Here is a 21,940-nt window from a genome sequence, read left to right as displayed (position 1 = left end):
AAAGTCAAAATAAGAGTGCACTCGAAAAGACTTTAAAAATTTAAAAAAATAGTAACCGCGGTACTCACTTGAAAATGCTCCCACCAAAAAAGGTGGGAGTATTTTTTTATGACCTAACCCAATCCAGCAATCTGGATTGATGGTAGGTCAGATGTCGCGGTGTTTCAAAGTTGCAAAGCAACTTCGTCAGCAAGCCGACGGAGTGTAAACCGTGATAGAACAAAATGGAGCAAAAAAATCGAGGAAGGTCAAATGCCGCGAAATAGAAATCTCAGATTTCGTTCTGAAGCCGGCTTTTATGGATACAATAAAAACTAGAACGAAGAAGCAAAGCTGGATTGTTGGTAGGTCAGATGTCGCGCAGTCCAAGTGGATAAGCATACACCTATCCAATGTCATCTCGAGCGTAGCCGAGAGATCCAGCGAAAGCGTCCATAATAAATAAACACAGATTTCTCCATGCGCTCCGTTTCACTCGCTTAGTCGAAATGGATAATAATATTCCCAGGATGACAAAAGAGTAAGAAAGTGAAAAAATAAAAGATTTCTCCATGCGCCCCATTCCACTCGCTTAGTCGAAATGGATAGCAAGTTCTCTTAAACTCCTTCGTTCCCCAAAACTCCGCAATCAAAAAATGTTCAAGCCCCACTGTCACCCTGAGCGCAGCCGAAGGGTCTCCTAGATGAGTATTCACATTAAACTTCGCAACAAAATTAATAAAAACCCCAGGAGATCCTTCGACTCCGTTACACTCCGCTCAGGATGACAATCTGATGAATAAACATTCTCCTAGCCAATGTCATCTCGAGCGCAGCCGAGAGATCCAGCGCAAGCGCCCAAAAAAGAAAAACACAGATTTCTCCATGCGCTTCGTTCCACTCGCTTAGTCGAAATGGATAATAATATTCCCAGGATGACAAAAGAGTAAGAAAGTGAAAAAAAGAAAAGATTTCTCCACTCCAAAAATCAAAGATTTTCTCCGGTCGAAATGACAACCTAGGGGATAGCCAATCTCTTAATTGCTTGTCATCTCGAGCGTAGTCGAGAGATCTAGCGAAGCGCAAATACAAAAAAAAGGTTGCTTTGGCAACCAACACTATTCCCTCAAACGGATATCGCGAAGCGATTCCTACCATAAAAAACGCATCCCGCGCAGGGACCGTTTAGGGGTGAAGTTTGCGGGGTGGTTTGGAGGGTACTTTGTAGGGGGTATCGGAACCCCCTTAAAGTGGCCCTCCAATAATCGAAGCATAAAAGTAAATATAAAAATCACCTTTATAACCAAAAAAATTTATAATAAAAAAACAGATTTCTCCATGCGCTCCATTCCACTCGCTTAGTCGAAATGGATAGAAAGTTCTCTTAAACTCCTTCCTTCCCCAAAACTCCGCAACAAAAAAACAAATTAATCAAAAAAACATTTAGCAAATATCTTTCCCAATTGGGTATATATCAATAAAGAACCATGACTTACAAACCCTAGTTTTATTAAAGGAAAGGACTTATTTTATGAAATTTCTTGTATTTTTAGCAAATGGATGCGAGGATGTGGAGGCCATAACTGTTATTGATTACTTGCGTCGTGCTGATATTGATGTGACTACTGTTTCTATCCACGATGGCACTGATATTACTACAAAATCAAATATCATTATAAAAGCGGATGCCAATATTTCTGACATCAATCCGACAGATTTTGGCGGGCTTTATATCCCTGGTGGCACCAAGGGTGCGGAAGCTTTACGTGATGATGATCGTGTCATTGACATTGTAAAAACTTTTAATGATGAGGATAAAATCATTGCGGCCATTTGTGCAGGGCCTATTGTCCTAAACCGTGCGGGTGTTTTGGCAGACAAAAAAGCCACATCTTTTCCGGACATGAAAGATGATATTGACAATTGCAAGGAATATGTAGATGATCAGCTAGTCGTAACTGACGGCAATATCACAACCAGCCGTGGGGCTGCTGTGACTGTTTATCTTGCAATGCGTCTTGTAGAAATTATTAAGGGGGCGGATGCTGTAAAAGAGCTAAATCACGGGACCCAATACGAGGCTGTTGAGAAATATTATGGCATTTCGTATGATTATTTATCTAATGATGGAGAATAGACTATGAATGGATTAAATAAGATTTTTGTCCTAGGCGGGGCAGGATTTTTGGGTTATCACACTATAAAAGAAGCAGTGGACCGTGGCTATGCGGTCAGGACTGTGGATGTGGTGGATTTGCCCGACGAATTAAAATTTAATGACGATGCAAATGTAGACTTTATAGTCCAAAACTTTTTTGCCCTATCAGATGCGGAAATAGTTGAGATGATACGTGGTTGCGATTCTTTTGTCTATGCAGGCGGGGTTGATGAACGCATAGTCCCAGAAAAGCCAGCTAGGAAATTTTTCTATGACAAAAATGTATTGCCAACTGAAAGGATAGCAAGACTAGCCAAAGAAGCAGGGGTTAAAAACTTCGTTCTATTTGGATCATATACATCAGAATTTGCAGAAAAAAATGAGTATCTAAGAGAAAATCTCTACCAAGAAGAACCTTATGTAGAAACCAGACTCCTCCAAGAAAAGGCTGCAATGTATGCAGGAGAGGGGGCAATGAATGTATCTGTCCTAAGGCTGCCACAAATATTTGGCACAATGCCAGGCAAAGTACCACTTTGGTCAATGTTTGTAGATATGCTTAGAAATCAAGAATTTATGCCAGTAACCAGCGGAGGATTTGCAACAATCACAGCAAGTGCCGTAGGCCAAGCAGCCATAAGTGCCTTAGAAAATGGCAAGCATAGAAAAACTTATGCAGTTGCAACTGGATATATAAGCTATGAAGATTTTTACAAAAAAATCCTAGAAGAGCTTGGACAAACAGAAACTACAAAACTAAAAGTAATGAGCTTCGAAGACCTAGAAGAGGCCTACAAAGAAGACGAAAAACTAACCGATCGCCAAGGCATAGAACACGGCATCAGACAAGTAAATATGCTAAGAGCAAACAGCATGGAATTCAAAATCCCAACAAGCATAGCCTATGATGAGTTAAGAGTAAGAGAAGAAAACGCAGAAGCAGCCATAGATGAGACATTGAGGGCTTCGAATTTTAGAAATGTTGAGAAGAAATAAAGAAGGAAAAAAAGAGGCAAGAGCCTCTTTTTTTGTTGGGGTGAAATGACAATTTTGGGGGATATTCAATCCCTTAAATACTTGTCATCTCGAGCGCAGCCGAGAGATCCAGCGCAGCGTCCAAAACAGTAAAACACAGATTTCTCCATGCGCTCCATTTCATTCGTCTAGTCGAAATGGATAAATATAATCCCCAGAATGGCAAGCGGAGAGCAGAAAAAAAGATAAGATTTCTCCGCTCCGAAAATCAAAGATTTTCTCCGGTCGAAATGACAAACTAGGGGATAATCATTCTCCCAGTCCTCTGTCATCTCGACCGTAGCGTAGCGGAGTGGAGAGATCTAGCGTAAGCGTCAACTAAATTCAAAACAGATTTCTCCGCTGCGAAGTCTAACGACTTCTCCGGTCGAAATGACAAACAGGGGGGATAATCATTCTCTAAGTCCTCTGTCATCTCGACTAAGCGCAGCGCACGGAGAGATCTAGCGTGAGCGCAATCATTATCTAAATCCTATATAAAAAATGAGTATCCACTCAAATATTTGGCTATAAATATAAAAAACCAAAGGAGCAAGAATGGAACGCTTATATTATGTATACATGATCACAAATTACACCAATTCCACCCTTTACATAGGTGTAACCAATAACCTCTACCGACGCATGGAAGAACATAGCAAGAAGAAAGCAAATGGATTTACATCGCAATACAATATTTACAAATTAGTCTACGTAGAATCCACCACAGATATATATGCTGCACTTTCTAGAGAAAAACAACTTAAAAAATGGAGTAGGCATAAGAAAGATAGACTGGTCAATATGCAAAATCCAGAATGGAAAGATTTGTTGAAAGAATGGAGGTAGTGGGAAAAATAGATAAATATATATCAACCAAAATAAGTACGCAGTAGCTAGATTTCTCCACTCCGAAAATCAAAGATTTTCTCCGGTCGAAATGACAAACTAGGGGATAGCCAATCTCTAAATTGCTTGTCATCTCGAGCGCAGCCGAGAGATCCAGCGAAGCGTCCAAAACAGTAAAACACAGATTTCTCCATGCGCTCCGCTCCACTCGCTTAGTCGAAATGGATAATAATATTCCCAGTAGATCCTTCGGCTTCGCAATTTAAATAAAAAAACCTGAATTTCCCCACAAAAAAACCAGGACTTTTGTCCTAGTTTTCTTCCAAATACCCTTTTAACAACTCATAAAGTCCATTTAGCCCATCTACATGGGTTCTTTCGTATCCGTGGCTTGCTGCTACTCCGCTTCCTACTAATGCGTGGCGGAAGTCGTTGGCGCTTGCTACTGCTGCTGAGGCGTCTGATCCGTAGAATGGATAGATGTCTATGGCGTAGTCTATATTTTTCTCTTTTGCTTTTGCTATTAGCTCATTTGTCAAATCAAAGTTGTATGGGCCTGAGCTGTCTTTGGCGCAGATTGATACCTTTGTTTCGTCTGTTTTTAGGTCATCATAAACTACTCCCATATCAACTGCTATCATATCTGTGATGCCGGCTGGGTGGCCACTTGCTGCTCCGTGGCCTACTTCTTCATAGATTGTAAATGCAAAGTAGAGTGGACGATTTATTTTTATATTTTTTTCCTTTATTTCTTTGGCAAGGGCCATCAAAACTCCGGCGCTTGCCTTATCATCTAGGTGGCGGGATTTCACAAATCCATTGTCTACCCTAAATCTTGGGTCTAGGGCTATAAAATCTCCTGCTGATATTCCAAGTTTTTCTGTATCTTCTGCTGAATTTGTAATCTCATCGATAACTACTTCCATGTTGACATCATCACGCTTAATCTCTCTTGGGTCGGATGATCCATGGACTGCTGGGTTATTTATTCTTAAAACTCCGGAAAATTCTTTGCCGCTTCTAGTGATGATTGTCACATTTTCTTGTTCAGCATATGCTAGGGGGAATCCTCCAAGGGTGGTTACTCTAAGTCTACCGTTTGATTTTATAGAGCGAACCATTAGCCCTAATGTGTCGACATGGGCTGACATTAGTAGGCCGTTTTCATCTCCTTTTTTGATTGGAACTATTACATTGCCCTTGTTACTTTGGTAGGGTTCATAGCCCATTTTCTTAAATTCTTCTATCAAAAATGTTTCAGCTCTTTTGGTATAGCCTGTTGGTGATGGGGTATTACAAAGTTCTTCTATATATTTTAAAATATCTTCTTTCATTTTTTCTCCTTAGTTTGCACTTGAAGCAGCTGATGCTTGCTCACGGTCTATCATATTATTTAGGCAAATGACAAGGGCCATTAGTTCCTCTGTGTATTTTTCGTCAATGATTGTTAGTTCATAGCTATCTGTCAGGGTAAATATTTTTCTGCGAACTGCTCCAATATTTTGGCCATCTCCATTTTTGATGTCAAAATCATAATGGAAGATATTTCCTACTAGGTCTAGGGTCTCATCATCCATGTAAACATGGACCCTGTGTTTGAAAAATTCTAATTTTTGCTGGATAACCATTGAAGACCCGTCAGCAAATGAAACGGTATATCTTGGGAAAAATGCTAATATTTCGCGGTCGATATTTAAAATCGTATTTCCATTTTTATCACTTACTGCTGATTTGTAGCTTATAAGGGTGAAATCTTGGTCAAGATAGTAGGCTTCTCTGCCATTTTCATCCAAAATTGGATAATGGTCAGTGATTTTGAAAAATTTTTCCTTAAAATATAATTTTTTCATAAATTTATCCTTTACTTCCTTTAAGCTTTTTTCTATTATATAATATTTGTAAGAATTAACAAATTGGGGGTACATATGATTTATCTAGTTACGGCAGTTTTTCTAATCCTTGCTGGAGTCATTTTTTATAAAGGCAAGGACATTATCCTAAGACCTAATATCAACAAAATGGATATTATTTCTATCTTGTTTATATGGATAATATTTTTTACCTTTGCCTATTTTGTCAAGTTTAAGATTCAAGAAACTCTTATCATGTGCATAGTTATGTCAATTTATGTCGTAGCGGCAAGATTTAATAGGGGATTTTTAGCTGATGGGTTTATTTTCCAAGGCAATATTTCTTTTATCAACCAAAAACACAAATTTTCTGACCTAAAACAGGTCAATTTTACCACTGATGATGACCAAGCAGTTTTTACCCTTGTTATCAATTCCAATTCTCTTGATACATGGCGTTTTCCAATTGAGAAAAAGGATCAAATCCTTAAAATTTTTAAGGACAATAATGTGCCAGTTATTTATAAGTAAAAAAAGGTCTAAAAAGCAAGCTGCTTTTTAGACCTTTTTTATCTATTATTCTTGGTGTGATATACAGCTTACTGGGCAAGATTCTTCTGCTTCTAGGGCAGCATCTATAAATTCTTCTGGAATATCGCCTTCTATAGCCTCTGATACATTATCATCATTCATAGAAAAAACGTCTGGGCAGATTGTTTCACACATACCGCATCCGATACATTCATCTTGGTCTACAAAAAATTTCATATTTACCTCCTAAAATATTATAAAATTTTTCAATACTTATATACCCAATTGATTTTCAAAAATTAATTTATTAACGGCCGCCACCACCAAAACATTCCCCTCTAAAGATATATAGAAATTTTCGATTTTTATTCCCTTAAGATTTTCAAACTTCTTATATCTTTCTGTAAAATCATTATCAGTTTCGTTGATTTGCCATTCTTCTTTGACACTTCCTATACCATTTTTATCAATATCTACATTTAGATCGATCTGGTGAAAGTCATCTGCAAATACTTTTGTTGGCAAAAAAATAAGGATACTTAACAAAAATATCTTTGCTATAGTTTTTAATTTTTTCATATTGCCTCCTTAATTTGTTTTGTATGTAGCATTTACCCATAATTTGTGGTAAAAATATATTTTGACAAATGTTTTTATAAAATATAAAATTGCTTTAAGGGGTCTGGATAGGACTATTTATTTGAGAAAGGCAAGTAAATGCAAAAGAAATTTTTAAGAAGAATAATTGATGAAGCTACTGACAAACCACCATTAATTTTGACGATGGGTTTTTTAATTTTAATAACTATTGGAGGCATTATATTATCTACACCTTTTGTAACCCAAAGTGGAGAACGCACTAGGATTGTGGATGCTTTTTTTGTTGCTGCAAGTGCCTCTTGCGTAACAGGGCTTTCGCCAGTAAATACTGCCGAGCATTGGAATACTTTTGGTCAAGTCGTGATTTTGATTTTGATTCAAATTGGGGGCTTGGGTGTCATGTCATTGGCATCGCTTATTCCCTTGATACTTAGAAAAAAAATTGGGATAAAGTCAAGGCTTATTTTAAAGGAGCAATTAAATATCGAAAGCATGTCTGGAGTTCTGCGTCTTTTTAGATATGTTTTATTTTTTACCTTGGCAGTAGAGGGGCTGGGAGCCCTACTTTTGGCAATCCGATTTGTCCCTGCCTATGGTTTTATAAAGGGGATCTGGTTTGCTATTTTCCATTCCATCTCTGCTTTTTGTAATGCAGGCTTTGATATACTTGGGGATTCACTTTATCCTCTACGTCATGATTATTTGGTCAATCTAACCATCATGGCCTTAATTGCCATAGGTGGTCTTGGATTTATGGTTACCAGTGAGATTTATAATAAAAGAGAGTTAAAAATATTATCCACCCATTCAAAATTAGTTTTGCTTACAAATCTAGCATTGATTGTGATAGGGGGCTTAGGTTTTTTTGCCCTAGAGTCTATCAGGGGCGGTATCCTAGAAGGCGAAGGATTGGGCAATGCCATGCTGATTTCATTTTTCCAATCAGTTTCGGCAAGGACAGCAGGATTTTATTCTATAGATATTGGCCAGTCTAGGAGCTCTACTTCCTTGCTACTGATAAGCCTGATGTTTGTGGGTGGTTCTCCAGGTTCAACAGCCGGGGGTATTAAAACTACAAGCTTTATTGTTTTAATTTTGGCAGTTATTTCTGTTATAAAAAATGAAAAAGAACCTGTGGTTTTTAATAGGAGTATAAGCAACGACACTATCAAAAAAGCATTATCAATCTTTATGATTTCCTTATTTTTGGTAATTTTGGTAAGTTTTACTATTTCTACTTGGGAGAGATTTAATTTTATAGATATACTTTTTGAAACAGTATCAGCCCTTGGTACAGTTGGTACCACTAGGGGGATTACAGACCAACTTACTCGTGCATCAAAGGTTATTATTGGTCTATGTATGTATTTGGGTAGGATTGGTCCGATGACTATGGCCTTATCATTTGGACTAAAATCAGATGATAAATTGATAAAATATCCAGAAGGATTTATAAGCATAGGTTAGGAGAAAAATATGGACAAAAATATAATAGTTTTAGGACTAGGCAGGTTTGGTAGTGCTGTTGCAGTTGAACTAGCTAAAAGCGATATATATGTAACAGCTGTTGATTTGGACTATCATTTGGTAGAAAAAATAGCAAGCTCGGTTTCAAATGCTGTTCAGGCTGACATAACAGAAGAAGTAGCTATGAAATCCCTAGGGATAAATAATTTTGATATTGCAATTATAGCTACAGGTTCAGATTTAGAGGCATCTATAGAGGCAACTCTGATTTGTAAAGACAGCGGTGTTGAGCAAGTAATTGCAAAAGCATCAAGTGTAGCCCATGCTAGGATTCTAAAGAAAATTGGGGCAGATATGATTGTCTTCCCAGAGCTTGATACTGCTCAAAGACTTGCAAAGGCTCTTTCTGGCCCAACTTTGATGGAAGTTATAGAATTTTCGGATGAAGTTTCTCTTATAAAGGTAAAGGCTCGCAAAAAATGGGTTGGCAAAAGCCTAGTAGACCTAGATTTTAGAAAAGAATACCAAATGAACGTGGTTGCCTTTGAAAGAGATGGCCATATGATTATAGATTTTGATCCAAATGCCTTGATTGAGGAAAATGATACAATAGTATTAATCGGATCAAATGAAAACGCTAATAGGATACAAGAATAGGTTAAGGGCTTTGATTTAGCAACTAATAAAAAAAGAAAAATATTTTTGAGAAAATGTTTGCATAAATTATTTTTTATGCTATAATATAAGTAGCTATTACATAGCTAGGTTTTTCATTATTAATTCCTTAAAAGTTTTCCCTTTAGAAAACTAGGACTAACTTATTCTTTTCTAAAAGGAAAAAGGGCTAGATACTAGCCCTTTTTCTGTGCTTATTTTTATGTTTCTAACGGCTGCCACCGCCAGCTCCACCAGATCCGCCACCGAATCCGCCTCCACCACCGCCAAAGGATGATGAACCACCGCCACCGCCAGCTTCAAAGCTGCTTAGAGTATTGGATGCGGCAGAGGATATATTTGACGAATAGGTATTTATAGTTGAAATCATATAATAGTCAAATACACTTAAGTTTTCATATTCTGGATATATATCAGTAAAGTTTTTATAAACTTCCTTGCTTATGCCATAGATAGCAGCATATATCATAAAGCTATCCCAAAGTTTTACTTCATTTACATCTCTTTCGCTGATTAGCGAATAATCCTTAAGGTAGTTTTTAAATTTGAAAAATTTTTCGTAAAGGTCTATGCCCTTATTTGTCACTCTAATTTGATTTTTGTAAGGTTCGCTTGCAAATACAGCTAGGGCTTTTTTCTTCCTGTCGTTTGTTAAATATCCGCCTTCTTCAAGATTTTTTAGTGATTGCTTATTAAATTCTTTAAAAAACCTCTCACTAGCGGAGGAATTGTTTCTCATATATTTTTCTATATGTTTTTGAGTTATTTTTCCATCATCTGTATATTCGCTAGCAGTCTCTAGCATTTGGAAAAAATCTTTTTCGATAGGACTCATATCTTTTGGCTGGTGATTGATTGATATATATGATTTTGTATTATCAAATATCAAAAAAGTCTGCTCGATTTCACCAAAGCTGATGGCATTTTCATAAATCCATTTTAGCAAAAATGCATTTAGATAGTTTTCAAAAGTTATATCAGAGCCCTTGGCGCTTGTTGCCAGCAAATAAGTGTCTTCGATATTGCCATCATAGGGAATTTCTCTAAAATATTGGTCTTTAAACTTACTTGGTTTTTCAAGGACCTTATTATTTAGGATTTTGTATTTGCCACCCTCATATTCTGCAATATTTTTAACTATCACTGTAAATATACCAAGGCCAATCAATGAGCTAACTAGTGGGAAAAATGAAAAGAACATGAAAGGATTAAAAAACTTACCTACGCTTTCATTATTTTCACTAGTATCTTCATAAGTATCTTCATTGCTCCCGTAATCAGAGCCTTCTTGGGCCATATTTGCATAAAAATCAAAATCTTGGTCTATCTTGTAAGATGTATCAAAAGTCCCCTTTGGAAAACGTAGCATCAACTGCCCATAATTTACATCTCCACTACTTTCTGCAAGTATAGATCCGTTTTTATTATGCACATCTCCCTCAAAACCAAAACCCCACATCAAAACTTCCTCGTCAAAAGGCTCATAGCCATTGACAGTTATAGAAATTTTATCTGGATTTGGCTCTAGATTTTCTTTTATAAATCTAAAATAAACCATGTCATAGTCATTTAATCCTACGACTAGGGGATTTATATTGTAAGAAAGATTGTAGGTATTTTCTCCAAATTGGCTAATACCCCAGCAAAGTTCTACCTTATCGCCCTCTTCAATCATTCCGTATTTGTAGGCTTTTTGGTCAAAACTTGCATCAATATCCCAGGGATTTTTTTCATCAAAATCGCGTCCGTTTGCACTTACCTTAAAGTCAGTTATTTTTATATCTTGTAAATCTGAAATAACCTTAAACTTTTCTGTGGCATCCTTGTTTTCTTCTTTGGTTTTCCAAGTTTCACTCACATGGCCTATACCATTTTCATCAATATCTACATTTATGTCGATATTATAGATTTGGTCGGCAAATGCTATTTTTGGTATAAAAAGTACGAGTGATAAAAGAAAAATTTTTAATAAGTTTTTGCTAAATTTTTTCATTATTAGCCTCCTATTTGGGCTAATTAGCTATTCCATTTTGGAGCTTGATTACTTACTTCTTCGTTTTTGAAATAATCTTTTTCTCCATAACCAAACATTCCTGCAAAAAGATTTTGTGGGAAGCTTTTGATATATCTATTAAAAGATGTTACTGTATCGTTATAGATCATACGAGAATGACGGACATTGTCTTCGTATTTGTTGATAGAATCCATGGTTGATTTGTAAACTTGGCTTGATTTTAAGTCTGGATAATTTTCTGCTACTGCATAAAATTGATTAAGGGCAGATTTAAATTCATTTTCTTCGCGACTTACATCAGCAGGGCTAGAATTTTTGTTAACACCTGTTCTGTTTTTTGTTATTTTATCTAGGGTTTCACTTTCATATTTTGCATAATCTTTTGTTGCATCGATTAGATTATTTAAGGCATCCCATCTGGATTGGAGTTGGGTGCCGATTTGGTTCATGGCATTTGCTACCATTTCATTCTTGCGTACAAGTGAATTGTAAACGCCAACTATAGCTAAAACGATTAATACTACTATAATTAAAATTATATATCCCATATTTTCCTCCTATATATATTTAATATATTTATATCCTTATTTTTTATAATTAAACTAAATCTTTGCAAATATTTAGTAAAAATTAAGAAAAATTAAACATGTATTTAAATTATTAAAGATAAAGGGTATAATATATAAAAAAGTCAAGGAGGAATATTATGCCTTATTATTATGGATTTGATAGAACTTATATTTTAGTAATTATCGGTCTAATCATAACAATGATTGCTCAGGCAAATGTACAAAGAGCATTTAATAAATATAGCAAAATCAAAACCCAAAAACATATCACTGGAAAGCAAACTGCTGATTATATTTTGGACACTAGGGGATACAATGATATTAAAATCAAGCAAATAAATAATGCTATGGGAGATTATTTTAACCCAGCAACCAAGGAAGTAGCACTTTCTCCCCAATCTATAAATGATTCATCGATTGCATCAGTTGCAGTAGCTGCCCACGAACTAGGCCACGTAATCCAATACAAAGAAGGATATACACCCTTAAGATTAAAATCTTGGCTAGTGCCAGCGGTAAATTTTGGATCAAAGCTTAGTATGCCAATCCTACTAATAGGTATGTTTTTGGCTAAACAAAATTTAATAGACATAGGACTAATATTATTTGCCCTAACCTTAATTTTCCAAATAGTAACCCTACCAGTGGAATTTAATGCCAGCAGACGTGCGCTTGCAGTCCTAGAAGAATCTGGAATGCTAGTAGGGGAAGAAAACCAACATGCTGCAGGTATGCTAAAAGCAGCAGCTTTCACATATGTAGCTGCAACCCTTGCCACAGCCCTACAATTTTTAAGGATGGTTTTGCTATTTGGCAATAGAAATAGGGATTAAATTTTAATAAGCTCCAATCTAATAGAAATTGCAGACCAAATTTTTATAAAACCGACCAATATCATGGTCGGTTTTTTATATGTTTATTACAAAAATTTTACCTTATGATTACAAAGAAGTGATATATTAGTAAAAAACTAGCTTGAGGAATATATGATTGAAATTAGAGATTTACAGAAAATTTATGAAAATGGCTATGAAGCTTTAAAGGATATTGATCTTAAAATTCCTGACGGAGCCCTTGTTACTCTATTAGGACCTTCTGGTTGTGGGAAGTCCACTATTTTAAATATTATTGCAGGAATTCTTGATCCTACCAGTGGGGATATTTTATTTGACGATAAGTCTATAATAGGTCTACATCCAAAGGATAGGAATATAGGTATGGTTTTTCAAAATTATGCCCTCTATCCTCACATGACAGTCCTTGAAAATATAACATTTCCCTTAACCGTTGGGGATAATAAAGTTAGCCAAAATAAGGCAAATGAACTTGCCCAAAAATATATGGAACTAACTTATATTTCAGAATATAAGGACAAAAAGCCTGCCCAATTATCTGGTGGCCAGCAACAAAGGGTTGCAATTGCAAGAGCCTTGGTTCAAAATCCAAAAATACTTTTGATGGATGAGCCACTTTCAAATCTTGATGCACGCTTGCGCCTATCAATACGTGAGGAGATTAGAAATATTGTAAAAAATGTTGGAGTTACAACTATTTTTGTAACCCATGACCAAGAAGAGGCCCTGTCAATTTCTGATTATATCGCTCTTATGGATGATGGTGTCATCCAGCAATACGATATACCACAAAATTTGTACTTAGAACCTGCCAATCTATTTGTAGCAAAATTTATCGGAAGTCCTATCATCAATGTCTATGAGATGAATAAAAATGAAAATATTCTTTCTAGCCCTGATTTTAACATGGATTTGACAAAACTTGACCAAGGACGTTTTAAAGAAAAACTAGCTGATAAAAAATACTTAGTCGGCATTCGTCCCGAGCATTTTAAGGTTGCCAAAGAGGGGATGAAAGTAAAGGTTGAAAATATCGAGATGATTGGCAGGTATATGATATTGCATTTTACTATAAATGGTATTGCTTCTAGGGTGATTGCAGATAGTAAACTAAAAATAAGTTCAGGAGATACTATCAGCTTAGATATCGATTATTCTTCTATATACATTTTTGAAGAAGATGGAAAGAGAGTTTACTAATGGATAAAAAAAAGACTTATAGGGCTGAAAACTCGCCTAGGGCATGGTTATTTTTGTTGCCAGCAATCATTTTTATAGGCATTTTTACAATTTATCCACTTTTTAGAACATTTATAATGTCAACCCAGTCAAATAGCATACTAAATCCTACTTTTATCGGATTTACAAACTTTCCTGTGGTAATTAAGGACCCACAATTTAAACTTGCTATGACAAATACCTTCATTTATGCAGTTACGGTTGTGCCATTGTCTCTTATAATTTCAATGATTATAGCGCTAATCTTGCATGAAAAAATCAAAGGATCTGAGTTTTTTGAGACTATATTTTTTATTCCCTATCTTACATCAGTAATTGCCATTGGGATTGTTTTTAGATATCTTTTCCATGGTCAATATGGATTTATCAATTATGTTCTTGAAATATTTGGCATAGGGCCTTTTGATTTTTTGAACAATCGCAATTACAATATGCCAGCATTGATCATTTTTGGAATATGGAACAGCCTAGCCTTTAATATCATAGTTATTTTGTCAGGCCTTAGGGGGATTGATAAAAATTATTATAGGGTAGCGGAAACTTTTGGAGCGAGCAAGTCTGAGCAATTTTTTAGGATTACCCTACCAGCCCTTTCCAAAATTATAACATTTTTGTTTTTAACAAGCTTCATCCAAGCTTTTAAGGTTTATAACGAAGTTTTTGCCTTATTTAATGGAAAGGCGGGGGTGGGAAATAGGCTTGTGACTGCCGTGTTTTATATTTACAATAAATTTTATGTAGAATACCGCTATGGACAAGCAATGGCAGCTGCAGTTTTACTATTCCTGATGCTTTTGCTCTTAACCTTTGTTCAAAGAAAAATCATAGAAAAACTTACAAAATAGGAGGGGGATATGAGTAAAGTAAATAAAATTTTAGGATATATTTTTGTAATTTTTATGGCAATCATTACCCTTTTTCCATTTTTTTATATGATTTCATCGTCGCTGATGACCTTTCAGGAAGTAACAAGCATACCACCAAAATTATTGCCAGAAACTGCTCAAGCTTCAAACTTTAGTGAAGCTATGAAGGTGGCACCCTTTGCTAGATACTTTTTTAATACTATTTTTGTAACCTTAGTTAATACTTTAGGAACTCTTATAACAACAACTTTAGCAGCTTTTGCCCTTAACTTTTTGAACTTTAAGCACAAAAAGCTGGTAGAAAGTATATTGCTAGCACTTTTGATGATTCCTTTTGAAATCATAGTTTTCACCAATTTTAGAACTATTGCCAAGCTTTCCCTATTAGATAGCTATTGGGCTTTAATTTTGCCTTTTATGGCTAGTGTTTTTTATATAATCTACCTTAGACAATTTTTAAGGTCTATTCCTATGGATTATTACAATGCAGCAAAGGTGGATGGGGCTAGTGATTTTGAGTTTATAACTAGAGTTATGGTACCCCTTTCAAAATCAACTTTATTTACCATCGGACTTTTAAATTTTATTGCTGGATGGAATTCATTCCTATGGCCAATCTTGGTAACAAATAGCAAAAACATGAGGATGATTTCAAACGGTCTTTCTGCTTTTGCTACAGAAGCTGGATCATATATCCACCTGCAAATGGCAGCATCGACCATTACAATTCTTCCAATTTTAATTTTATACTTTATCTTTAGAAGACAAATTTTAGAGGGGGTGTCATACGGCGGATTGAAAGGTTAAAATTGCAATTTTTAAGTTTATAGGGTATATAAAAAATGTAATGACAAATATATATATAAAGGAGATTTTATGAGCAAGAAATTTTATTCATTACTAGCAACAATTATGTTGTCTTTAGCTGTTTTAGTAGGATGTGGCAACCAAGATGCCAATACAGGTACAAATGAAAATACTGCAGAAACAGCACAAACAGAAAATGCAGAAGAAGCTACAGAAAATAAAGAAAATACAGAAGAAAAAGATGCAGCAAAGGAAGAAAATACTGAAAAAGAGGCTGACTCTAGCACAGATGAAGCAGCTGAAATCACATTTTGGCATGCAATGGGTGGTGGCCAAGGTGAAGCCTTAGAAAAACTTGTAGCAGAATTTGAAAAAGAAAATCCAAATATCAAAGTAAACCTACAAAACCAAGGTAATTATGGTGATTTAAATCAAATCTTAGTTGCAACAATGCAATCACCAGATGACCTACCAACTATTACCCAAGCATACCCAGACTGGATGCTACAATTTGAAGATGCAAATCTAGTAACAGAGCTTACAGACATGGTAAATGGCGAAAATGGTATTGAAGATTATGAAGATATCCTAGAAGGTGTACGTCAAGAAATTGAAAAAGACGGCAAAATCATGGGACTACCATTTAACAAATCTACAGAAGTATTCTGGTATAACAAGACACTTTTTGATGAACTAGGCCTTGAAGTACCAACAAATTATGAAGAATTAGTAGAAGTTTCTAAAAAAATCAATGAAGAAAAAGGCATCCCAGGAGTTGGTTTTGATTCACTATCAAACTTCTATGCCACATATCTACACAATAAAGGCGTAGAAATGGATGAAAACCTTGATGTAACAAGCGATGAATCAGTAGAAGCTGTTCAATATTATCTAGATGGTATCAAAGAAGGATACTTTAGAATAGCAGGAACAGACCAATACATGTCAGGACCATTTGCAAATGAGCAAGTAGGAGCATATATTGGATCAAATGCTGGTGAAGTATATGTAAAAGATGGAGTAGATGGCAAATTTGAATATGCAGCAGCACCATATCCTGCAGAAAGTGCAGTACAACAAGGTACAAATATTTATATGTTTGACAATGCAGATGATGCACAAAAGCAAGCAGCCTTTAAATTTTTAAAATTCCTAACAAGCAAAGAATCTCAAATCCAATTTGCCTTAGATACAGGATATATGCCAGCTAGAACAAGTGCAATTGAAGATAGCACATACTCAGAATCTGATTCTGCAATTGCTCCAATACTTGCAGATGCAACCAAAAACCTATACTCAAGACCACTTGCACCAGGTAGCCAACAAGCATATAACGATATTGGATCAGTTCTTGAACAAATCCTTTCAAACACACAAGCAGATGTAAAAGCAGAACTAGAAGCATTCGCACCACAATATAAAGCAGACTTTGCACAATAAAACACTAAAAAATCTTAGGTATACATACCTAAGATTTTTTTTGCCTATAAATACTATTTTTCCTTGTTTCAATCCTTACATTTTGATACAAATATAAATTCTATAAATATAATCAGTACAAAAATAACTACTATAAGGGCAAAATATTTATCTATACATACAAGTATATCTATCCATTTATAATCGTAGCCAATATTTTTAAAATACATATTGCTGGCATTTAAATCTATTGTTGATATGACATATGGGAATGTAAACCCTAGTTATGAAGGGATAAATACACTTTAATTTATAGCAAATTTGCAATAGTTAGAGGAGTAAAATTTGTGGCAATACTTGGATTGTTATGAAAAAATATTCTAAATTATTACATTGTTGGTCTTACTGGCATTGACCTTGAAAAAGTAGTGAAAAAAAGTACAGTTTTAATAGAATCAATAAAGGGATTCTTATTTTTTAATAAAAAAGGTCAGAGATAGTCAAAAGGTCAGAGTTTTTTCTTGACCTTTTGATATATAATTGTAAAATAAAAAGACAATTAGGAAAGTAGGTGAATATATGGCAGGTCTTACATCAGATATTGAGAGATTTTTAAAGGCTATGCTAGAAGAATCTACTGATGGGATGCTTGAGATTGGACGCAATGATTTGGCCATGCAATTTGATTGTGCACCTAGCCAGATAAATTACGTGCTTTCGACAAGATTTACCCCACACAACGGGTATCTTATAGAAAGTAAACGTGGTGGCAATGGTTTTATCAAAATCATAACCATAGTAGAAGAAGATAATTATTTAACATATTTAATCAAAAACCTAAACAGGCAAATGACTGAGGCAAACGCTGATAGCTTGTTTAAGGATTTATATAGTAAAAAATACTTTACCAAGGATGAGTTTTTGATGGCAAAATATGCTACAAGCGATAAGGCTCTGTGTGGAGTTGATAGCAAAAATCGCAATGGTATACGTTCTGACATCATAAAAAATATTCTATTAAGTGTTTTAGCAAGGAGTTAATTATGAAATGTGAAAAATGTGGCAAGGATGCTTCTGTAAGTGTCAAGGCTATAGTAAATGGACATGAGCATGACTTTTATTTGTGCAATGATTGTTTAAAAACATACACAGACATGACTGACAGTGCTGATATTAATGAAGACGGATTTCATAAACTTAATTTAAATAACAAAAATTTAGAAAGTCTTATCCAAAAATTTGTACCATCCCTAGATGATATGATCGATGGATATTATGAATATAAATACAATCAAAATAACCAACCATTTTCATATATGGAAGGTTTAAATGAAAAAACTTGCCCAAATTGTGGCAATCTTGAGTCAAATATCCGCCAAGGAATATTTGGCTGTGAAGAGTGTTTTAAACTAAATAAAAGCCTAACCCAAAAAGTTTTAAAAACCTATAATAATTATGATAAATACACAGGTAGGCTACCAAAAAAAGACCGTGAATTTAAGGAAATGGCACTTGAGATAAAGGCCCTCCAAGAAAAGCTAGACCACTCAATAGCTACCGAGGATTATGAACAAGCTGCTGATTTAAAAGAACAATTAGATGATTTAAATATGAAGGTGAAAAATTGATAGATTATTCAAAAGATATCATTCTAAATTCAAATCTTTCTATTAGGAGAAATATAAAGGGTTTTGATTTTCCAACAACAATTACCTATGAAGATAGCGAAAAGATTGTGAAAATGTTTAGGGATATTTATCCAGATAACCTAGTTTTGTTAAATGAAATAGATGATAATACCCTAAATAAACTCATAAATGACATGGTCCTATCAGAAGATGTTACTAGCAAACTTGCTCAAATTGCAGTGGTTTTTGCTGATGATTACATCATCACCATCAATGATCGTGACCATATAGCCATAAATATCCGCAACTTTGATATGGATGTCAAAAAGGCCTACAAAAAGGCAATTGAAATCGAAAAAGAATTAGACGAAAAATTTGATTTTGCCTTTAAGGCCCAATATGGGTATCTGACTAGTGATGGACGAAATAATGGTGCAGGTCTTGAAATCAGACTAAAGATGTTTTTATTTGCCCTAGTGGATGCTGAGGAATCATATTATGGTTTCAAACAAGGTTTACTTAGCCACGGCATGTATGGGACAAGATACATTCCAGCCTATTATGACAAATATGTAGATGACATTTATCTAGTGAAGAATTTTGGAAATTATCGTGATGATATGGATGACTATGTCCTAAAAATGAGTGCTAATATTGATTCCCTAGTAAGAAATGAAAGAAGATTTAGAAGAGATTATCAGTTATTAAATAATATTTCTGATGATGAGATTATAGAACAGATAGCAATAAGTTTAAATACTCTAAACTCAGGAAAGCTAAACAGTTTAAATACAATTGCAAATGAGCTTTTTAAGCTTAAAAAATACAACAAACTTGGATTTAATACTGATTTAACAAGCAACGAGTTAGACTATTTAATATTTAATCTGACAAAAAATAAGTACAAGGGCAAAAAAGACCCTGAAAGATCAGAGTTTTTGAACTCTTATATTAAGGAGAGGCAATGGAAGCTAATAGATTAAATAAATTAACCCAACAGGCAAGGCGCGAAAGTTACTCTCTAAACCACGACTATATCGGTACAGAGCACTTGCTCCTTGCATTAATGAAAACAGGTTCTGTTGCAACAAAAGCATTAGAGGCTGCCGGAGCAAACTATGATTTGCTTCGCCAAGTTGTAATAAATAATATAGGCAAAGGTCAAGCCATGCGTCCTGCAACAGAATATAGCAAAAAAGTAAGACAGGTTTTAGAACTAGCAAGGCTAAATGCAAACAAATACGGCCAATCTTCTGCAGGCGAAGAAAATGTATTATTTGCAATCCTTGAAGACGAAGACTCACTAACAAACATCATGTTTTTGCTATCGGGAGTAGAAAAAGATATTGTAAAAAGAAATTTAAAAGAGTTACTAAATGACCAACCAGAAGTAGTTGGTTCGGCCAATGAACTTAGTGAAAATGTTTCAAAATTTGCTCGTGATTTAAATGAAGAAGCAAAAACAGGCAAGATTGACCCAGTAATAGGCCGTGATGTAGAAATAGAACGCGTCATCCAAATATTGATGCGTAGGACAAAAAATAACCCAATCCTAATTGGTGAGCCAGGTGTAGGTAAAACTGCAATTTCAGAAGGCCTTGCCCAAAGAATTGTAGAAGGCGAAGTGCCAAAGATAATTAAGGATAAAACTATACTAAGCCTAGACCTTGCAAGCATGATTGCAGGTACAAAATATCGTGGGGACTTTGAAGATAGGCTAAAAAAACTATTTGATGAGCTAGCAAACCGAGATGATGTAATCCTATTTATCGACGAATTTCATATGGTACTTGGAGCAGGAGCAGCAGAAGGATCTATGGATGCTGCAAATATCTTAAAACCAATCCTTGCCAAGGGTGACATTCAAATAATCGGTGCTACAACCATAGAAGAATACAGAAAATATATAGAAAAAGACAGCGCCTTAACCCGTCGTATGCAGCCTATCCAAGTGGAAGAGCCATCATTATCAGACACCAGGAAAATAATCAAGGGTGTCAGAGATAAATATGAGTCCCACCACGGGGTAGAAATGACTGAAGAAGCAATTTATGCTGCAGTTGAGCTAACAGATAGGTATATAAACGATAGATTTTTGCCAGATAAGGCTATAGATGTCCTAGATGAGGCCATGAGTAAGGTCCGTATCAAGGCCTATCAAGAAGAAGAAAGTGATTCTAATCCAGAAGATAAGATCAATGACCTAGTTCGTGAAAAAGAGCAGGCAGTAAAAGACCAAGACTTTGAAAAAGCTGCAGAACTACGTGATCAAATCAACCAAGCCAGATTTGAAATCGAAGCAGAAATCGAAAAGAAAAATAAGGATAAGAAAAACTTATTTATAGGCTTTGATGACATTGCAAGCATAGTTGCATCATGGTCAAAAGTTCCAGTTACAAAATTAACTGAAGATGAAAAACAAAAATACGCAAGCCTTGATAAGCAATTAGAGGGCACTGTAATTGGCCAAGAAGAAGCTATAAAATCAGTAGCCCACGCCATAAAACGTGCCAGAGTTGGACTAAAAGATCCATCAAAACCAATCGGATCATTTATCTTTGTAGGGCCAACAGGAGTTGGTAAAACTTACTTAGCAAAATCTTTGGCTGAAAATATATTTGGGTCAGAAGACCACCTAATTCGTATGGATATGAGTGAGTATATGGAAAAATTTGCCGTATCTCGTTTGGTAGGTTCTCCTCCAGGATATGTAGGCTATGAAGAAGGTGGACAGTTGACAGAACAAGTGAGAAATCACCCATATTCAGTAATTTTATTTGATGAAATCGAAAAAGCCCACCCAGATATTTTCAATTTATTATTACAAATCCTAGATGACGGTAGACTAACAGATGGCCAAGGCCGCACAGTAGACTTTAAAAATACAATCATAATTATGACAAGTAACGTTGGTGTATCAAGCCTAAACGAAAAACAAGCCATTGGTTTTGAAACAGGCAATCAAGAAGAAAAAAATGCCGACCGCACCCGTGAAATCATAGAACGTGAAGTAAAAGATGCCTTTGCACCAGAGTTTTTAAACAGATTAGATGAAGTAATCATGTTTAACCCATTAAGTGAGGCAAACATTGAAGAAATTACACAACTAATGCTAGAAAAAACCAGACAAAGACTAAATAACATCGACATCGACATCACTTATGATGACGAAGTAGTAAAACTTCTAGCAAAAGAAGGATTTAACGAAGAATACGGGGCAAGGCCACTAGAACGTCACATCACAAAAATGATAGACGATAGGCTAGCAGAAGATATCCTAGATAACAAACTAAATAGGGATGCCATAATCCACCTATCAGTAAAAAATGATGAACTAAATTTTGAAAATGTAGCAGGTCAAAAAAAGGAAGCCCTAGCAGTAGAAACAGCAGAATAAGCATGAGATAATAGCTACTCAAAG

21 protein-coding genes are annotated in these 21,940 nt (G+C 35.3%); 15 read left to right on the top strand and 6 right to left on the bottom strand.

Annotated features, from left to right (window positions below):
• Positions 1-1,510: 1,510 nt before the first annotated feature.
• From OC526_RS07225 to OC526_RS07215, 3 genes are all read left to right on the top strand, one after another.
• Positions 1,511-2,116 (top strand): DJ-1 family glyoxalase III, encoded by a 606-nt coding sequence (locus OC526_RS07225; RefSeq protein ID WP_262123137.1) that lies wholly within the window; start codon positions 1,511-1,513, stop codon positions 2,114-2,116.
• Positions 2,117-2,119: 3 nt separating this feature from the next.
• Positions 2,120-3,133 carry an NAD-dependent epimerase/dehydratase family protein gene (locus tag OC526_RS07220; RefSeq protein WP_262123136.1) on the top strand — a complete coding sequence of 338 codons (1,014 nt, stop codon included), beginning with the start codon at positions 2,120-2,122 and terminating at the stop codon, positions 3,131-3,133.
• 576 nt (positions 3,134-3,709) lie between these two features.
• A complete protein-coding gene (locus tag OC526_RS07215; protein WP_262123134.1) occupies positions 3,710-4,000 on the top strand; it encodes a GIY-YIG nuclease family protein in 291 nt (96 codons plus the stop codon).
• Positions 4,001-4,311: 311 nt separating this feature from the next.
• On the opposite strand, the gene OC526_RS07210 is transcribed toward OC526_RS07215, so the two are convergent.
• Together OC526_RS07210 and OC526_RS07205 are read right to left on the bottom strand one after the other, a co-directional pair.
• On the bottom strand, positions 4,312-5,334 hold the full coding sequence (locus tag OC526_RS07210; protein WP_262123132.1) for a M42 family metallopeptidase: 1,023 nt from the start codon (positions 5,332-5,334) through the stop codon (positions 4,312-4,314).
• A gap of 9 nt (positions 5,335-5,343) precedes the next feature.
• Positions 5,344-5,850, bottom strand: a complete 507-nt coding sequence (locus OC526_RS07205) for an LURP-one-related/scramblase family protein (protein ID WP_262123130.1) — start codon at positions 5,848-5,850, stop codon at positions 5,344-5,346.
• 75 nt (positions 5,851-5,925) lie between these two features.
• On the opposite strand from OC526_RS07205, the gene OC526_RS07200 reads away from it, so the two are divergent.
• Positions 5,926-6,381, top strand: a complete 456-nt coding sequence (locus OC526_RS07200; RefSeq protein ID WP_262123128.1) for a hypothetical protein — start codon at positions 5,926-5,928, stop codon at positions 6,379-6,381.
• 45 nt (positions 6,382-6,426) lie between these two features.
• On the opposite strand, the gene OC526_RS07195 is transcribed toward OC526_RS07200, so the two are convergent.
• Both OC526_RS07195 and OC526_RS07190 read right to left on the bottom strand, forming a co-directional pair.
• On the bottom strand, positions 6,427-6,618 hold the full coding sequence (locus OC526_RS07195; protein ID WP_262123126.1) for a ferredoxin: 192 nt from the start codon (positions 6,616-6,618) through the stop codon (positions 6,427-6,429).
• Between the two features lie 36 nt (positions 6,619-6,654).
• Positions 6,655-6,960 carry a hypothetical protein gene (locus OC526_RS07190; RefSeq protein ID WP_262123124.1) on the bottom strand — a complete coding sequence of 102 codons (306 nt, stop codon included), beginning with the start codon at positions 6,958-6,960 and terminating at the stop codon, positions 6,655-6,657.
• Positions 6,961-7,098: 138 nt separating this feature from the next.
• Here OC526_RS07190 and OC526_RS07185 point away from each other — a divergent pair, with 138 nt between their 5' ends.
• Both OC526_RS07185 and OC526_RS07180 read left to right on the top strand, forming a co-directional pair.
• Positions 7,099-8,448, top strand: a complete 1,350-nt coding sequence (locus tag OC526_RS07185) for a TrkH family potassium uptake protein (protein WP_262123123.1) — start codon at positions 7,099-7,101, stop codon at positions 8,446-8,448.
• A gap of 9 nt (positions 8,449-8,457) precedes the next feature.
• Positions 8,458-9,105 (top strand): potassium channel family protein, encoded by a 648-nt coding sequence (locus OC526_RS07180; RefSeq protein ID WP_262123122.1) that lies wholly within the window; start codon positions 8,458-8,460, stop codon positions 9,103-9,105.
• 226 nt (positions 9,106-9,331) lie between these two features.
• Here OC526_RS07180 and OC526_RS07175 read toward each other — a convergent pair whose 3' ends face one another.
• Complete coding sequence (locus OC526_RS07175) at positions 9,332-11,116, bottom strand: DUF2207 domain-containing protein (protein WP_262123120.1); 1,785 nt, start codon at positions 11,114-11,116, stop codon at positions 9,332-9,334.
• A 23-nt stretch (positions 11,117-11,139) separates the two neighbouring features.
• Complete coding sequence (locus OC526_RS07170; RefSeq protein WP_262123119.1) at positions 11,140-11,685, bottom strand: LemA family protein; 546 nt, start codon at positions 11,683-11,685, stop codon at positions 11,140-11,142.
• A 158-nt stretch (positions 11,686-11,843) separates the two neighbouring features.
• On the opposite strand from OC526_RS07170, the gene OC526_RS07165 reads away from it, so the two are divergent.
• The 9 genes from OC526_RS07165 to OC526_RS07125 all read left to right on the top strand — a co-directional run bounded on the left by OC526_RS07165 (position 11,844) and on the right by OC526_RS07125 (position 21,916).
• Positions 11,844-12,539 carry a zinc metallopeptidase gene (locus OC526_RS07165; RefSeq protein ID WP_262123118.1) on the top strand — a complete coding sequence of 232 codons (696 nt, stop codon included), beginning with the start codon at positions 11,844-11,846 and terminating at the stop codon, positions 12,537-12,539.
• A gap of 153 nt (positions 12,540-12,692) precedes the next feature.
• A complete protein-coding gene (locus tag OC526_RS07160; RefSeq protein ID WP_262123117.1) occupies positions 12,693-13,760 on the top strand; it encodes an ABC transporter ATP-binding protein in 1,068 nt (355 codons plus the stop codon).
• Positions 13,760-14,644 carry a carbohydrate ABC transporter permease gene (locus OC526_RS07155; RefSeq protein WP_262123115.1) on the top strand — a complete coding sequence of 295 codons (885 nt, stop codon included), beginning with the start codon at positions 13,760-13,762 and terminating at the stop codon, positions 14,642-14,644. The genes OC526_RS07160 and OC526_RS07155 overlap by 1 nt, the downstream gene beginning before the upstream one ends.
• Positions 14,645-14,653: 9 nt before the next feature.
• Positions 14,654-15,472, top strand: coding sequence for a carbohydrate ABC transporter permease (locus OC526_RS07150; RefSeq protein WP_262123113.1), 819 nt, complete (start codon positions 14,654-14,656; stop codon positions 15,470-15,472).
• A 69-nt stretch (positions 15,473-15,541) separates the two neighbouring features.
• Positions 15,542-16,912, top strand: a complete 1,371-nt coding sequence (locus tag OC526_RS07145; protein ID WP_262123111.1) for an ABC transporter substrate-binding protein — start codon at positions 15,542-15,544, stop codon at positions 16,910-16,912.
• A 558-nt stretch (positions 16,913-17,470) separates the two neighbouring features.
• Positions 17,471-17,932, top strand: a complete 462-nt coding sequence (locus OC526_RS07140) for a CtsR family transcriptional regulator (protein WP_262123109.1) — start codon at positions 17,471-17,473, stop codon at positions 17,930-17,932.
• Positions 17,933-17,934: 2 nt separating this feature from the next.
• On the top strand, positions 17,935-18,519 hold the full coding sequence (locus OC526_RS07135; RefSeq protein WP_262123107.1) for a transcriptional regulator: 585 nt from the start codon (positions 17,935-17,937) through the stop codon (positions 18,517-18,519).
• Positions 18,516-19,502, top strand: coding sequence for an ATP--guanido phosphotransferase (locus tag OC526_RS07130; protein WP_262123105.1), 987 nt, complete (start codon positions 18,516-18,518; stop codon positions 19,500-19,502). The genes OC526_RS07135 and OC526_RS07130 overlap by 4 nt, the downstream gene beginning before the upstream one ends.
• Positions 19,484-21,916 carry an ATP-dependent Clp protease ATP-binding subunit gene (locus tag OC526_RS07125; RefSeq protein ID WP_262123103.1) on the top strand — a complete coding sequence of 811 codons (2,433 nt, stop codon included), beginning with the start codon at positions 19,484-19,486 and terminating at the stop codon, positions 21,914-21,916. Before OC526_RS07130 ends, OC526_RS07125 begins: the two co-directional genes overlap by 19 nt.
• The last annotated feature ends 24 nt before the right edge of the window (positions 21,917-21,940 follow it).

Source organism: Anaerococcus sp. Marseille-Q5996 (assembly GCF_946893725.1).
In the GTDB taxonomy this organism is placed as follows: domain Bacteria; phylum Bacillota; class Clostridia; order Tissierellales; family Peptoniphilaceae; genus Anaerococcus; species Anaerococcus martiniensis.
Note: the sequence above shows the minus strand (reverse complement) of the source record. Positions and strands in the feature narration are given on the sequence as shown.